The following is a 12,570-nucleotide window of genomic DNA, read 5'->3' as shown; positions in this document are numbered from 1 at the left end:
GCTTTAGCCTTCGCCAGCATTTCAGGATCGATATGGTCAGCGGTATGACTTACCACCGGACGACTATCAGCCCCCAACGATTTAGAGACCTTATCAATGCCATCGCTGGCAAATCCAATGCAGCGACGGCGAAGCGCGTTATTAAGGAGCTAGACAAGCTCGATTTTAACACCGCAATGGTTTACCTGGCTCAGTTGTCCCGTCAGTTCAAATTTTCTAGTAAGGAAACGGCTGCGTTTGCAGAAAGTATCAACGATGCGAGCAAGGTTTTACCCGCCTTTGTAGACGGTGGTGACGCTGTTCAGAAACGCATGGATGACCTCGCCCGTAATGGTTACGCCCTGTCAGACGCACAACAGGAACAGTTAAACCGTTTGGGTGCTCTCTCTGTTGAATATTCCAGGATCAACGATTCGTTGAGTGATATTTTTAGCTCAGGTTTTGCTGATGGGCTGGGAGAGGTTGGCAAGAACACTTCCAGCTTTAGCAAAGGTATGGCTGGCCTCGTTCCTATTATGGATAGTTTGGGGAAGGCTGTAGGCCAGGCGACTGCTGATATGTTGTTATTTGCCGGACGGGTGGGCCAACGTGTTAACGAGGGTGCAACACTTCCGGATGCAGTCTACAACACCGTTGTGGATGATTCCGCAAACGGTGCTGCCGATTGGATTAAGGAAAAGACAGGATTTGATCCACGTAGCATCGGTCAGACCCTTAAGCAGATTTATCCGTGGCTGGATAGTTCAGCACCGAGCAATATTGGCTCAGGCACGGCGTATAACGATCCAGCGCTAGCGTTGAATGTTCCTGGTTTCAACTCAATACAACCCCAGCAACCAACGTTCACGGTTCCGACAATTGACAGCATGACGCAGCGACAGCCGATTCCTGTTGCGGTCACTGGCGAAGCTGAGATTAAACTCTCACCGCTTGATATTAACGTGAATGACGGCGCTATTAACGGTTTGATTGATACAAAACTGAGGGACTACGAACAGGCGCAGAACAACCTCATTCTGGGCGTTGCTCAATAAAACATCATAAAATGCCCTCATGATGGGGTCTCATTATCTCAATAACAAATTTCACAGGAAGTCAATATATTTCCGTCAAATATGCCAAGTATTTGTTGTGAAAGATATTGTTTCGTGGTAAAATAATTGCATAGGGTGATAATTTAAATTGTATGTGCGTACAACAGCCATTGTCATTCCTTCTCCTTACGAAATATAAAGCAGGCTCTGTGACACCGTTCAGAGCCTCTTTTCTAAAGTACATCCAATGACCTGCACTCTCACAGAAAGGCTACGCCATAGCCGCTGGGTGTACTCCAGAAAAGATTTCCACCCAAGGTGGATTTGCCAAAATTCCTGTCCTCCTCGACAGGTTGTCAGCCGGACACTAACGGCATCAGGTGGCAACGTTTTTGGGGCTCCTTACCCATTCTTTGGAGCGTTGCCGCCTCCTCATTCCTACCAGTGAAATTCACACCGGACGACTCTCCGTCCGGTCACTTTTTTTCATCGGAACAATTCGAAAGGCTGGCCCTGTCGCCGTTTACGGCTCAAGCAGGCGCTGGCCTTTTGTTTACATAGCTATGTGAAATTTAACGGGAGTTAATTATATGAAAATGGGAACAACTGAACGTTCTTACAATGACGTGATCGCGTATGCAGCCGATCCGAATTTTGACCGCAAGACTATTACTGTCGATCTAGCTGTAGAAGTCCAGCCGGGTAGTTGCATTACCAGCGCTGGGGCTGCTTATGTCTCTGGTGATGACTGCCTGCTGGTCCTGAGCCACCACAGGGCAGAAGATGCTGCTCATATCATCATTGCTGATCGCGGGATTTACATCAAACAAGACACCATCACCGCTGTTATGGGTGCTACCGCTGGGGCTAATGCTATTGCCGCACTAACCAAAACGGGCGCTATCCGTACAAGCGCACCGGACGCAGAATAATAACAAGGAGAAGACAACATGGGACTATCAACCAATTTCAGCTACGCGGATTACACCAATACCTTTGTTAACATGGATGCAAAGAACACTTTGCTGACCACGCTTAACGTTTTCAATGATCGACAGACTTCGGCTAGTCCAAAGGTCAGCCTTGATATCATTGATGAAGTCGCCCAGAAGGTGGCAAGCTCTGTTAATCGTTACGGCTCAGAGTGGTCCAGCATTCCTAAGCGTAGCGCCAGCAATCACCTGATCGAGGCCCCGTTATACGCCTATCAAGACCGCATTACGGCGGCAGACGTGCAACCATACAGGAAACCAAATTCAGACCTGCAAATGTCTGTTATGGATGCGGTCACTTCTTCTGCTGTCGCAATGCACGATAAGTACATGCGTACTAAAGAGAAAATTTTCGCTGACGCACTATTCCGAAATACCGTCGAAGCGACCTACACCCAGCAGCCGATCATTTCCTGGGAAGATGAATTTGGATACCAACAGGCAACCGGAACGATCAAAACCAGCGTTAGCTCTGGTGACCCACTTCGCAGCCTCGATGATGCTGTAACCGCTGCTAAAGTGCGCATGGGGGGCCTTGCTGGTCAGCTTGACGGCTTTATCCTGTTTGCAGGTAGTAATGTTTATCGCGGCATTAAGTATCACCCAGACGTGCGCCAAAATGTTCAGTTCGGTGTGCTTGATCGTGATGTTCTGTTTAATAAAGAAGTGCTTCCGGCATTCTCAACATTCATCATTGAAAATGTTCGAGTGGTGGAGGTCACGGATCAGGCACTTTACGGCATTGGTCCGGATGAATCCTTCCTGGTTCCACGCTTTAGCAAACCGCTGTCTTCGGATATTGCTCTGCCCTTCGGTTATGTGGCAACGGCTACCAGCCGCAATCTGGATCTGGCATTTGCTGATCCGGTTGATTTCCGTATCTGGAGCGTACAAGACAAGTTTAAGAACGTTGAGCTATTCGCGGAAAGCTCTATCTTGCCTGTTGTGTACCGTCCGGATTTCACTACACGACTGACGAACGACGCAGCGTAAGACAGCGGATTTTGGGGCTGACTATTTGGCCCCACCGTGAAGAATGGCCTGAAAAGGCGAGGCAAAGAAGAGGTGATTACTATGAAAATTCAATTTCAGACGAATAACGGTTTCCCATTGCTGACTGTTGCAGACGAGCGCGTTTTAGACTTTCTGAATGTTAGCGCCGTGTGTCGGTTCCTGAAGGTTCCACGCTCCTCGTTCATGATGGACGTTGAAAATAACGGGCTTGAGAAGGCTATCAGTGAAGCGCTGTTGAAGTTGAGAAAGAATAAAACATGAGAGCCGGGTTAATCCCGGCTTTTTTATAGCAATTTTTTAACCTTGTGAAACGGGACTGATTTGAAAAGGTATCCTTGAACTCCCCAAATACCAACCTCCTGTAGAAGGTCGAGATACTGTCTGCTCTCTACGCCTTCCACCACTATCTTCTCGCAGTACCGCTTTATGTTTTTTATCAACAAGGGAAATGTGGGTTTATCAATTTGCTCATTGAAGAAATGACGGTCAATCTTCGCCACTTCGAAGTAACCCTCAAGCAGGCTGGCAACATTTGCATTTCCGGCTCCCAGGTCATCCAGCCACAGTGAGTTAACACCCTGACATAGTGATTTCAGAATCGGGCTTTTAAGCCCTTGCTCAAGACCAGGAAATTCTTCAGAAATTTCAAGTTTGATAAACGGCATGGAACTGACAGTTAGCTGTAACAAACCGTCATGTCTTAAAAGTGTCGCCATATCGTAATCAATGTTGAGAGAGCAGAACAAACCGTTATGCTCGAACCAGTCCTGCTTACTGGCTATGACCCCAAACTGTTTGTAGAGAAAAAGGCGCTTCTGATCGAAATCCCATCCTGAAATGACAAACGCTGGGTGAAGGGGGCGTTTGGAGTCAGAGATAAACCGCGTAAGAAGTTCGACTCCTAACAGCTTACCTTCAAGGTTCATTATTGGTTCAGCAATGAATTCGGAGTGCATGTTACGTTCCAGTTGAGTGATAACTGGCTGATAATGCACCTTTAAAAATAATTGATCAATAATAACGATCAATAAACAGAATATGATCGATAAAAACGATTGATATAACTTTTTGATTTATCTTTATAATTTATTTTTAAGATTATTCCTTAGTTTAGTGAGGCTGAACGGTTTTCTTCCTCACATTCATATCAATGAATTCGAGAACAACAACGAAAGATCACAACAAAACGAGGCTGGAGCAATCCGGCCTTTTTGTCGTTTGGATGTGGGACACAACTTGAGACACAAGCTGGGACACAGAGCATTTTTTAGGGTTGTGTCTTAGGCTTCCCGCTGGCATGATCCAGAACAGGGATTAACGGGACGTTAATCGCAAGCTTTTGATTTTTTTATTTGACTCGGGGTGCCCTTCTTTGTGAAGGCTGAGAAATACCCGTACCACCTGATCTGGATAATGCCAGCGTAGGGAAGTCAGACACTGTCCGTGTCCCTTCTTCACGCGGGCAGGAGCGTAACCATGCAGCCTGACCTGCACAGCCGCGAAGATGCGGCTCATGCCTTAAAACATTTTCGAACCCTCTCTCCGTTAACGCACTGTATGACTAATGACGTCGTTCAGGGATTTACCGCCAATACACTTCTTGCGCTGGGGGCATCTCCGGCGATGGTGATTGAACCCGATGAAGCTCGTCAGTTTGCTTCCCTTGCTAACGCTTTATTAATCAATGTCGGTACGTTGACCCAATCACGCGCAAAAGCAATGCGGGCTGCGGTTGAACAGGCAAACGGCGCAAGCACCCCCTGGACACTGGATCCTGTCGCTGTCGGAGCGCTCGATTTTCGCCGTCGTTTCTGCCAGGAGCTGCTGACCTTAAAGCCCGCCGCGATCCGGGGTAACGCCTCTGAGATTCTGGCATTGGCCGGTGAAAACGGTACAGGACGGGGTGTGGATACCACCGATGCCGCCGCAACAGCGATACCCGCGGCGCGACAACTTGCCCGTCAGACGGGGGCGATTATCGTGGTGACTGGAGAGGTGGATTACATCACTGATGGTGAACGTACCCTGTGTGTGACCGGAGGCGACCCACTGATGACGAATGTTGTGGGCACCGGCTGTGCGCTTTCCGCTGTGGTGGCAGCCAGTACGGCATTGCCGGGCAACAGGCTGGAAAATGCGGCATCCGCTTGTACGTGGATGAAACAAGCAGGGGAGCGCGCAACGCGAATCTGCCACGGGCCCGGCAGCTTTATCCCGGCATTTCTCGACGCACTCTACAACCTGAAAACGGAGGAGGCGGTATGAAACGGATTAATGCGCTGACCATTGCGGGGACCGATCCCAGCGGCGGGGCTGGCATTCAGGCCGACCTGAAAACATTCTCGGCGCTTGGCGCTTATGGGTGTTCGGTGATTACCGCGCTGGTCGCGCAAAACACGCGTGGGGTACAGTCGGTATATCGCATTGAACCCGATTTTGTCGCCGCACAGCTTGATTCTGTGTTCAGCGATGTGCGCATTGATACCACGAAAATTGGCATGCTGGCGGAAACCGATATCGTTGAAGCGGTGGCAGAAAGACTGCGGCGACATCAGGTGCAAAATGTGGTGCTGGACACGGTGATGCTGGCAAAAAGCGGCGACCCATTGCTCTCGGCTTCCGCCGTTGAGACACTGCGTCATCGTCTGTTGCCACAGGTTTCCCTGATCACGCCAAACCTGCCTGAAGCTGCGGCATTGCTGGATTGTCCGCACGCGCGTAACGAGAAAGAGATGCTGGAGCAGGGGCGGGCGTTGCTGGCGATGGGATGTGGGGCGGTATTGATGAAAGGCGGCCATCTGGACGATGCGCAGAGCCCTGACTGGCTCTTCACACCCGAGGGGGAACAACGTTTTACAGCGCCTCGTGTGATGACTAAAAACACCCACGGTACTGGTTGCACGCTCTCCGCAGCGCTTGCGGCGTTGCGCCCACGACATAAAGACTGGGCCGATACGGTCCTGGAGGCGAAAACCTGGCTGTCGGCGGCGCTGGCGCAGGCTGATACGCTGGAAGTTGGACACGGCATCGGTCCTGTTCATCATTTCCACGCGTACTGGTAGCGTATATACTGGCAGCAGACTGGCTGTCAGGAAAAAGACTCATGGAACAAGCGCATACTCAGCTTATCGCGCAACTGAACGAACGTATTTCAGCGGCGGATAATACGCCGCTCTATATCAAGTTTGCCGAGACGGTGAAAAATGCCGTGCGTAGCGGAGTACTTGAGCATGGCAATATTTTACCGGGTGAGCGGGATCTCAGTCAGTTGACTGGCGTTTCACGTATTACGGTGCGTAAAGCGATGCAGACGCTGGAAGAAGAGGGTGTGGTGACGCGTGCGCGTGGCTACGGCACGCAGATCAACAACATCTTTGAATATTCGCTGAAAGAGGCGCGTGGGTTTTCTCAACAGGTGGTTCTGCGCGGGAAAAAACCGGATACCCTCTGGGTGAATAAACGCATTGTCCCGTGTCCGGAGGATGTCGCTCAGCAACTGGCGATTGCGGCCGGGAGCGATGTGTTTCTGCTTAAGCGCATCCGTTATGTCGATGAGGATGCCGTTTCCATTGAAGAGTCCTGGGTACCGTCACATCTCATTCATGATGCCGATGAGATTGGTATTTCGTTATACGACTATTTCCGCAGTCAGCAGATTCATCCACAGCGCACCCGCTCGCGAGTGAGCGCCACGATGCCGGATGCAGAGTTCCAGTCGCATATTCAGATGGACAATAAAGTGCCCGTGCTGGTGATCAAGCAGGTGGCGCTTGACCAGCAGCAGCGGCCCATTGAGTACAGCATCAGCTATTGCCGAAGCGATTTATACGTCTTTGTGTGCGAGGAGTAGCTCCTCGCGAAACGGTGCGCAATCCCCGCCACGATGTCCGACAACCCAGGATGCCACTGCGTTACCGAGCAGCACGGCGTCCGCCAGCGACCAGCCCGACGCCAGTCCGGCCAGCACGCCTCCCGCATGGCTGTCGCCAGCGCCAATGGTATCGACAACCGCCGCCGGGAAGGCTGGCACACAACCAGCGGATTGCTTGCTAAAATACCATGCTCCCTCTTTATCGTGGCGAACCACAACCGGGGCGGCGAATCGTTGCAACCATTGTGCGCCGAAGCTTTGCACATCCTCACTCAGTCCATACCGTTCAGCCGCAATGTCGGCTTCCTGACGGTTGAGAGAGACCAGCGGATGGCAGGCCATAATACGTGCCATCAGCGCATCGGAAATATCACCAATGCGAGGTCCAAAATCAATGAATAACATCACCGAATCCAGCCCTTCCAGCCACTTAACCAACAGTTCGCCGCAAGGCGAGGCGAGTTGATAACCTGAAAGATAAACCAGGCTTTGAGGAGGGATTGTTAACTGAGCCAGCCAGTCGGCGTTCCACTGATTTTCAACGCCGCTGAAGGACATAAACGTGCGTTCGCCGTCCGGTTCAACCAGCGCCAGGCACCAACCGTTATCGCCTTGCGTGGTTTCAATGAGGCTATGTAACCCTTCTTTCCCCATGCGGTTGCGGATGATCTCCGCCCACACGCCCTGGCCCAAAGGCAGAGCGTTGCCCGCCTCAATACCCAGCCGTTTAAGCGTCACGGCGATATTTAGCGCGCAGCCGCCCACATTAACCCCTTGCTGTTTCAGCTCAATATCGCAGCCGCGCCAGGGCAGGGCGTAGGCATCGGCAATAACATCAATCACTGCCGCGCCGACGACCGTGACCGGCCGGCGGGTGGTTAAACCCGCGAGCAGTTCGGGTAAGCGTGAAGCATTCATGAAACCTCCCGGCGTTGACGCAGTGCTGCAAGTGCGGTGGCGTAGCGGGTGAAATCGAGCTGGTTAACGGAATCCAGTTCCTGTTTTAACGCCGGATGGATAGCGCCGACACCCTGCAACGCACCGCAAATTGCCGTCGCCATGGCGCCAATGGTGTCGGTGTCGCCGCCAAGATTGGCGCACAGGATGGCGCAACGATTAGGATCCGTTTGCGCCAGTTCAACCATCGCGATGGCGCATGCCACCGACTCAATCGTACTGGTTCCCGCACCAACCACCTGATACAACTGCTCACTGGCCGATTCTGCGCCGTCAGCATTGCGCACAATTTTCAACGCCATCTCCAGGCGTGCAGAGAGGGATGCGCTGAACGTGGTAATTCGTTTTTGTTGAGCATGTAAGGCGATTGCGGGGAGGGAGTCGACAATATCCGCCCACGCATCCCCCTCGATTGCCCGTGAAATCGCCCATGCCACCACCACCGCGCCGGCGATAGCCAGATCCGACTTATGTGTCGGACTGGAGGCCAGCGCCACGTCGTCGATAAACGCGTCAAGGTCGCGAGGGGGAAGCAAACAGCCTAACGGCGATACGCGCATGGCGGCGCCGTTCGTGACGCCGTTGTTCTCCAGTTCCGCCACCGGTTTGCCGTCACGAATCGCGTTCAGGGCAATTTTTGAGGTCGGCCCGAGAACGTTTTTATTGAAGGCGTCAAAGCGCAACGCCCAGTCAAGAATATTACGCCCAATCAGATCCGGGTCGATTTCACCGTCACGCTCCAGCAGCGCATCCGCCAGGCAGAGCGCCATTGAGGTGTCGTCGGTAAATTCTGCACGACCGAAATAGCACGCCGCATTGTTTTCTTCTGGGCCCGGCAGAAAGCGGTCAATCCAGCCAAAATGCGCTTTAACGCGGGCTCTTGGCCACAGTTCTGATGGCATGCCCATCGCATCCCCTAACGCCTGCCCATAGAGAGCACCGAGAATACGTTCTGCTTTCATTTTACTTCCCCTTGTGTCAGCGCAGACTCGCGAACCTCAATAGCGGTAATCTCTTTGTCCGATTCGCGAAAGAAAATCATAAACAGTACGGCAATCACGGCAATCATTACCGCGCCGAATGTCCACATGCCTGCCCAGTTAAAGGTCTGTCCGTGTACTGGCTCCTGATAGGCAAACATTTTTTCCATCATTACGCCGCCGAGACGGTAGCCCAGCAGACTGCCGAATCCCTGACAGCAGAGCGTGATCAACCCTTGTGCGGCGGTACGCATATGTACCGGCGCTTTTTTATCGACATAGATATATGCGGTCACGTAATAGAAGTCGTAGCTCACGCCGTGCAGCAAAATGCCGAGGAACAGCAGGGCATAAGTGAAATATTCTTCTGCGCTGCCGTAGACAAAGAATCCGTAGCGAATGGCGGCTGTGATAAGACCAAGCAACAATACCTTCTTAATACCAAAACGTTTTGTAAAGAAGGGCAGCGCCAGCATAAAGAAGATTTCTGAGAACTGACCGAGGGTCATCCAGCCGGTCGCATTTTTCATCCCGACTTCGGTCAGATAACCATTGGCAAAGATGTAGTAGAACGCCAGCGGCATCGCGAACAGGAACGAGCAGAAGAAAAACACCAGGAAGTTTTTATCACGTAACAGGATCAGTGCGTCCAGCCCCAGCATGACTTTGAAATCCATCTTACCGGTGCTTTTCGGCGGGGTATCCGGCAGGAAGAAGGCAAACACGCCCAGCAGAGCGGAGCTACCTGCCGTAATCAGAAGTGGAATATTGGTTGGCGAGATATCGCTGTAGCCCAACATCTGCGGCAGAAATCCGCAAGTGAGGCCGGAGGCGATCCAACCGATGGTTCCCATCACACGGATGCGCGGGAAGTCGCGCTCGACGTCCGGCACGTTAGCAAACGCGATGCTGTTGGTCAGCGCGATGGTCGGCATGTAGGTCAGAGAGTAAGCGAGCAGCAAAGGGAAGAAGCCGGCAAACGTGGTCTGTTGGGCGGCAAAATACATCAGTACCGCTCCGACAAACATCAGCACAGCCAGCACTTTTTGCGCGGAGAAAAAGCGGTCGGTCAGGGAGCCCACGAGGATCGGCGAGAGAATTGCGGCAATCGCGGTACAGGCGTAAGACCAGCCAATTTCACCGGCGGTAAACCCGCCTTTACTCAGCCACAGCCAGAGTGGAACAAACCAGGCGCCCCAGATAAACCACTCGACGAACATCATGAACGACAGTTTCACTGTAGTTTTCATCTTTAAATCCTTCATGACAATTAAGGCATGTTATGACAGTTAAGGTATGTCATGACAGTACCATTTAATAATACCTTTGAAATACCTTTGTGATGAAACCTTGACCGCCTTAACACTTTCTTGTCAGTGAATCGTGCCAGCAGATACCGCTGAAAAATGCGCTAAAGATGGAAAAAAGGGGCGGACAGTACCAAACTTAGAGCTGCTCGCGAAACGCGGGTCAGGACAATTCATCTTCCGAATTCTCGGAACTTACGGGAGCATAGCTATGACTGATATTGCGCAGTTGCTTGGCAAAGACGCCGACAGCCTTTTACAGCATCGTTGTATGACCATACCCTCTGACCACCTTTATCTGCCGGGACATGACTATGTTGACCGGGTGATGATGGACAATAACCGTCCGCCCGCAGTGCTGCGTAATATGCAGACGCTGTATAACACCGGCCGTCTGAGTGGAACGGGCTATCTGTCTATTTTACCGGTAGATCAGGGCGTGGAACACTCCGCGGGCGCATCGTTCGCCGCCAACCCGCTCTATTTCGACCCGAAAAACATTGTTGAACTGGCGATTGAAGCCGGATGCAACTGCGTGGCGTCGACATATGGCGTACTGGCTTCTGTATCGCGCCGTTACGCACACCGTATCCCATTCCTGGTGAAACTCAACCACAACGAAACCCTCAGCTACCCGAACACCTATGACCAGACCCTGTACGCCAGCGTCGAACAGGCATTCAATCTGGGGGCGGTGGCGGTGGGCGCGACCATCTATTTTGGTTCTGAAGAGTCGCGTCGGCAGATTGAAGAGATTTCCGCTGCGTTTGAGCGTGCGCATGAACTGGGCATGGTCACCGTGCTGTGGGCCTATCTGCGTAATTCCGCGTTTAAAAAAGAGGGCGTTGATTATCATGTTTCCGCGGATTTAACTGGTCAGGCGAACCATCTGGCGGCAACCATCGGTGCCGATATCGTCAAACAAAAAATGGCGGAAAATAACGGCGGATATAAAGCGGTGAACTTCGGCTACACCGACGATCGGGTCTACAGTAAATTGACCACGGATAACCCCATCGATCTGGTGCGTTACCAACTGGCAAACTGCTACATGGGACGCGCGGGACTGATTAACTCTGGCGGCGCGGCAGGCGGCGAGACCGACCTGAGCGACGCAGTGCGCACGGCGGTTATCAACAAACGTGCGGGCGGGATGGGCCTGATTCTGGGGCGGAAAGCCTTCAAGAAATCGATGGCTGACGGCGTGAAATTGATCAATGCCGTCCAGGATGTCTATCTCGACAGCAAAGTGACAATCGCTTAACGCAGTAGTGGACAGTCCGGCGGTAGCCGGCAACGTAACGCCGCGGGCAGGATTTCGATATGAAATGTCTGTCCGCTTAATGGTTCTCCGTCCAGATTGAAGGTAATGTCATGAGGCGCCTGAATATCAAACCAGGCGGATGCCCCGTCGATAATATTGGGATTCTCTTCCCGCGGCTTCAGCGTTGAAAACAGCGCGGGCAGGATCTCTTCCCCGGTAAAAATTCGCAGTTGCAGTAAACCATCATTGATTAACGCCTCCGGACACAACTGTTGACCGCCGCCCGCCTGACGTCCATTGCCAATGCCAATCACCAGGGCATCGCCCTGCCAATGAAAGTTCTCGCCGCGGATTTCGCAGCGGTCCGGCTTAAGTGTGTCCATGCGCATCAGGCCGTGAATAATGTACGACACGCCGCCCAGTGCGGCTTTCAGCTTCTCTGGCGTTTCAGTGGTGATGCGCGTACCAAATCCGCCGGTCGCCATGTTGATAAAGCAGGTCTTATCGTTAACCTGGGCCATATCAATTTCGATAGCATTACCGACTATTGCCAGCTTCAGTGCTTTATCCAGCGCCTCGGGGATCCCCACGCTGGTGGCAAAATCATTGGCGGTGCCAAGCGGCAGAATGCCCAATGCCGGAATGTCATTGCCCGCGCACTGAATCAACGCGGTTGAGACTTCATTAATCGTACCGTCGCCACCACCGGCGATCACCGTCTCGACGCCAAGACGCCGGGCTTCTTCCACATAGCGCAGTGCATCGCCTTTTTCCCAGGTGACGCGGACGTGAATCTCCACACCTTCATCGCGAAGCAGCCCAATGGCTTCCCGCAGCGTGGGGTTGTCAGCACTTTTACCGTTCAGAATCAACAAGCTGGCGGGATAATTTGCCATTCCTTTTTTGCCTTTTAGTTTTTAGGAGATCTGAGGAAAGTGTATAGCAGAAAAGAAAAGGAGAGGTCAGAACAGGCTTAAAATACGCACACAATATACTATTTAGGCCGCAAAAAAATAAGCCTGCGTAAGGGAGATTACGCAGGCTAAGGAGGTGGTTCCTGGTACAGCTAGCATTTATGGGTTATGTTTTTCAGCAGGTCGGATAATACCCTTAATGAACGAAGCGGTATGTGATCGGTTTCTAAGAATCTT

The 12,570-nt window shown here is 52.0% G+C and carries 13 protein-coding genes and 1 riboswitch; of the genes, 8 read left to right on the top strand and 5 right to left on the bottom strand.

What is annotated here, in order from left to right; translation table 11 throughout:
* Positions 1 to 32: 32 nt before the first annotated feature.
* From WB371_RS06340 to WB371_RS06325, 4 genes are all read left to right on the top strand, one after another.
* The gene (locus WB371_RS06340; protein ID WP_336219251.1) at positions 33 to 1,034 is read left to right on the top strand and encodes a hypothetical protein; all 1,002 of its coding nucleotides are present in this window, start codon (positions 33 to 35) and stop codon (positions 1,032 to 1,034) included.
* A 590-nt stretch (positions 1,035 to 1,624) separates the two neighbouring features.
* The gene (locus tag WB371_RS06335; protein ID WP_058841488.1) at positions 1,625 to 1,966 is read left to right on the top strand and encodes a hypothetical protein; all 342 of its coding nucleotides are present in this window, start codon (positions 1,625 to 1,627) and stop codon (positions 1,964 to 1,966) included.
* Between the two features lie 18 nt (positions 1,967 to 1,984).
* Positions 1,985 to 3,019: a major capsid protein gene (locus WB371_RS06330; protein ID WP_058841487.1), complete on the top strand. Its 1,035-nt coding sequence runs from the start codon at positions 1,985 to 1,987 to the stop codon at positions 3,017 to 3,019.
* A gap of 81 nt (positions 3,020 to 3,100) precedes the next feature.
* A complete protein-coding gene (locus WB371_RS06325) occupies positions 3,101 to 3,301 on the top strand; it encodes a hypothetical protein (protein WP_058841486.1) in 201 nt (66 codons plus the stop codon).
* Between the two features lie 23 nt (positions 3,302 to 3,324).
* Here the strand turns inward: WB371_RS06325 and WB371_RS06320 are convergent, their stop codons facing one another.
* Complete coding sequence (locus WB371_RS06320; RefSeq protein ID WP_058841485.1) at positions 3,325 to 3,996, bottom strand: EAL domain-containing protein; 672 nt, start codon at positions 3,994 to 3,996, stop codon at positions 3,325 to 3,327.
* 392 nt (positions 3,997 to 4,388) lie between these two features.
* A riboswitch (TPP riboswitch) is annotated at positions 4,389 to 4,485 on the top strand.
* Positions 4,486 to 4,516: 31 nt separating this feature from the next.
* Here WB371_RS06320 and thiM point away from each other — a divergent pair.
* Genes thiM through WB371_RS06305 form a run of 3 tightly spaced genes read left to right on the top strand, consistent with a single transcriptional unit; the run spans position 4,517 to position 6,890 of the window.
* Positions 4,517 to 5,305 carry a hydroxyethylthiazole kinase gene (gene thiM / locus WB371_RS06315; RefSeq protein WP_336219250.1) on the top strand — a complete coding sequence of 263 codons (789 nt, stop codon included), beginning with the start codon at positions 4,517 to 4,519 and terminating at the stop codon, positions 5,303 to 5,305.
* A complete protein-coding gene (gene thiD, locus WB371_RS06310; RefSeq protein ID WP_336219249.1) occupies positions 5,302 to 6,102 on the top strand; it encodes a bifunctional hydroxymethylpyrimidine kinase/phosphomethylpyrimidine kinase in 801 nt (266 codons plus the stop codon). The genes thiM and thiD overlap by 4 nt, the downstream gene beginning before the upstream one ends.
* A gap of 41 nt (positions 6,103 to 6,143) precedes the next feature.
* Positions 6,144 to 6,890 (top strand): GntR family transcriptional regulator, encoded by a 747-nt coding sequence (locus WB371_RS06305; RefSeq protein ID WP_336219248.1) that lies wholly within the window; start codon positions 6,144 to 6,146, stop codon positions 6,888 to 6,890.
* On the opposite strand, the gene WB371_RS06300 is transcribed toward WB371_RS06305, so the two are convergent.
* Genes WB371_RS06300 through WB371_RS06290 form a run of 3 tightly spaced genes read right to left on the bottom strand, consistent with a single transcriptional unit; the run spans position 6,864 to position 10,098 of the window.
* Positions 6,864 to 7,829 carry a PfkB family carbohydrate kinase gene (locus tag WB371_RS06300; RefSeq protein ID WP_336219247.1) on the bottom strand — a complete coding sequence of 322 codons (966 nt, stop codon included), beginning with the start codon at positions 7,827 to 7,829 and terminating at the stop codon, positions 6,864 to 6,866. The two genes, WB371_RS06305 and WB371_RS06300, sit on opposite strands and share 27 nt — an antisense overlap.
* Positions 7,826 to 8,830 carry an ADP-ribosylglycohydrolase family protein gene (locus WB371_RS06295; protein WP_336219246.1) on the bottom strand — a complete coding sequence of 335 codons (1,005 nt, stop codon included), beginning with the start codon at positions 8,828 to 8,830 and terminating at the stop codon, positions 7,826 to 7,828. The genes WB371_RS06300 and WB371_RS06295 overlap by 4 nt, the downstream gene beginning before the upstream one ends.
* Positions 8,827 to 10,098: a nucleoside permease gene (locus WB371_RS06290; protein ID WP_336219245.1), complete on the bottom strand. Its 1,272-nt coding sequence runs from the start codon at positions 10,096 to 10,098 to the stop codon at positions 8,827 to 8,829. Before WB371_RS06290 ends, WB371_RS06295 begins: the two co-directional genes overlap by 4 nt.
* A gap of 268 nt (positions 10,099 to 10,366) precedes the next feature.
* On the opposite strand from WB371_RS06290, the gene fbaB reads away from it, so the two are divergent.
* Complete coding sequence (gene fbaB, locus WB371_RS06285; protein ID WP_336219244.1) at positions 10,367 to 11,419, top strand: class I fructose-bisphosphate aldolase; 1,053 nt, start codon at positions 10,367 to 10,369, stop codon at positions 11,417 to 11,419.
* On the opposite strand, the gene yegS is transcribed toward fbaB, so the two are convergent.
* Complete coding sequence (gene yegS / locus WB371_RS06280; protein ID WP_336219243.1) at positions 11,416 to 12,315, bottom strand: lipid kinase YegS; 900 nt, start codon at positions 12,313 to 12,315, stop codon at positions 11,416 to 11,418. The genes fbaB and yegS overlap by 4 nt on opposite strands.
* Between the last annotated feature and the right edge of the window lie 255 nt (positions 12,316 to 12,570).

The organism is Citrobacter amalonaticus (assembly GCF_037053465.1).
In the GTDB taxonomy this organism is placed as follows: Bacteria; Pseudomonadota; Gammaproteobacteria; order Enterobacterales; family Enterobacteriaceae; genus Citrobacter_A; species Citrobacter_A amalonaticus_H.
This window is presented reverse-complemented; position numbering and strand designations above follow the sequence as displayed.

Bases quoted from the DNA above. Each gene is read 5' to 3' on its own strand.
- WB371_RS06340 (WP_336219251.1), top strand. From the start codon at position 33: ATGGTCAGCGGTATGACTTACCACCGGACGACTATCAGCCCCCAACGA.
- WB371_RS06335 (WP_058841488.1), top strand. From the start codon at position 1,625: ATGAAAATGGGAACAACTGAACGTTCTTACAATGACGTGATCGCGTAT.
- WB371_RS06330 (WP_058841487.1), top strand. From the start codon at position 1,985: ATGGGACTATCAACCAATTTCAGCTACGCGGATTACACCAATACCTTT.
- WB371_RS06325 (WP_058841486.1), top strand. From the start codon at position 3,101: ATGAAAATTCAATTTCAGACGAATAACGGTTTCCCATTGCTGACTGTT.
- WB371_RS06320 (WP_058841485.1), bottom strand. From the start codon at position 3,996: ATGCACTCCGAATTCATTGCTGAACCAATAATGAACCTTGAAGGTAAG.
- thiM (WP_336219250.1), top strand. From the start codon at position 4,517: ATGCAGCCTGACCTGCACAGCCGCGAAGATGCGGCTCATGCCTTAAAA.
- thiD (WP_336219249.1), top strand. From the start codon at position 5,302: ATGAAACGGATTAATGCGCTGACCATTGCGGGGACCGATCCCAGCGGC.
- WB371_RS06305 (WP_336219248.1), top strand. From the start codon at position 6,144: ATGGAACAAGCGCATACTCAGCTTATCGCGCAACTGAACGAACGTATT.
- WB371_RS06300 (WP_336219247.1), bottom strand. From the start codon at position 7,829: ATGAATGCTTCACGCTTACCCGAACTGCTCGCGGGTTTAACCACCCGC.
- WB371_RS06295 (WP_336219246.1), bottom strand. From the start codon at position 8,830: ATGAAAGCAGAACGTATTCTCGGTGCTCTCTATGGGCAGGCGTTAGGG.
- WB371_RS06290 (WP_336219245.1), bottom strand. From the start codon at position 10,098: ATGAAAACTACAGTGAAACTGTCGTTCATGATGTTCGTCGAGTGGTTT.
- fbaB (WP_336219244.1), top strand. From the start codon at position 10,367: ATGACTGATATTGCGCAGTTGCTTGGCAAAGACGCCGACAGCCTTTTA.
- yegS (WP_336219243.1), bottom strand. From the start codon at position 12,315: ATGGCAAATTATCCCGCCAGCTTGTTGATTCTGAACGGTAAAAGTGCT.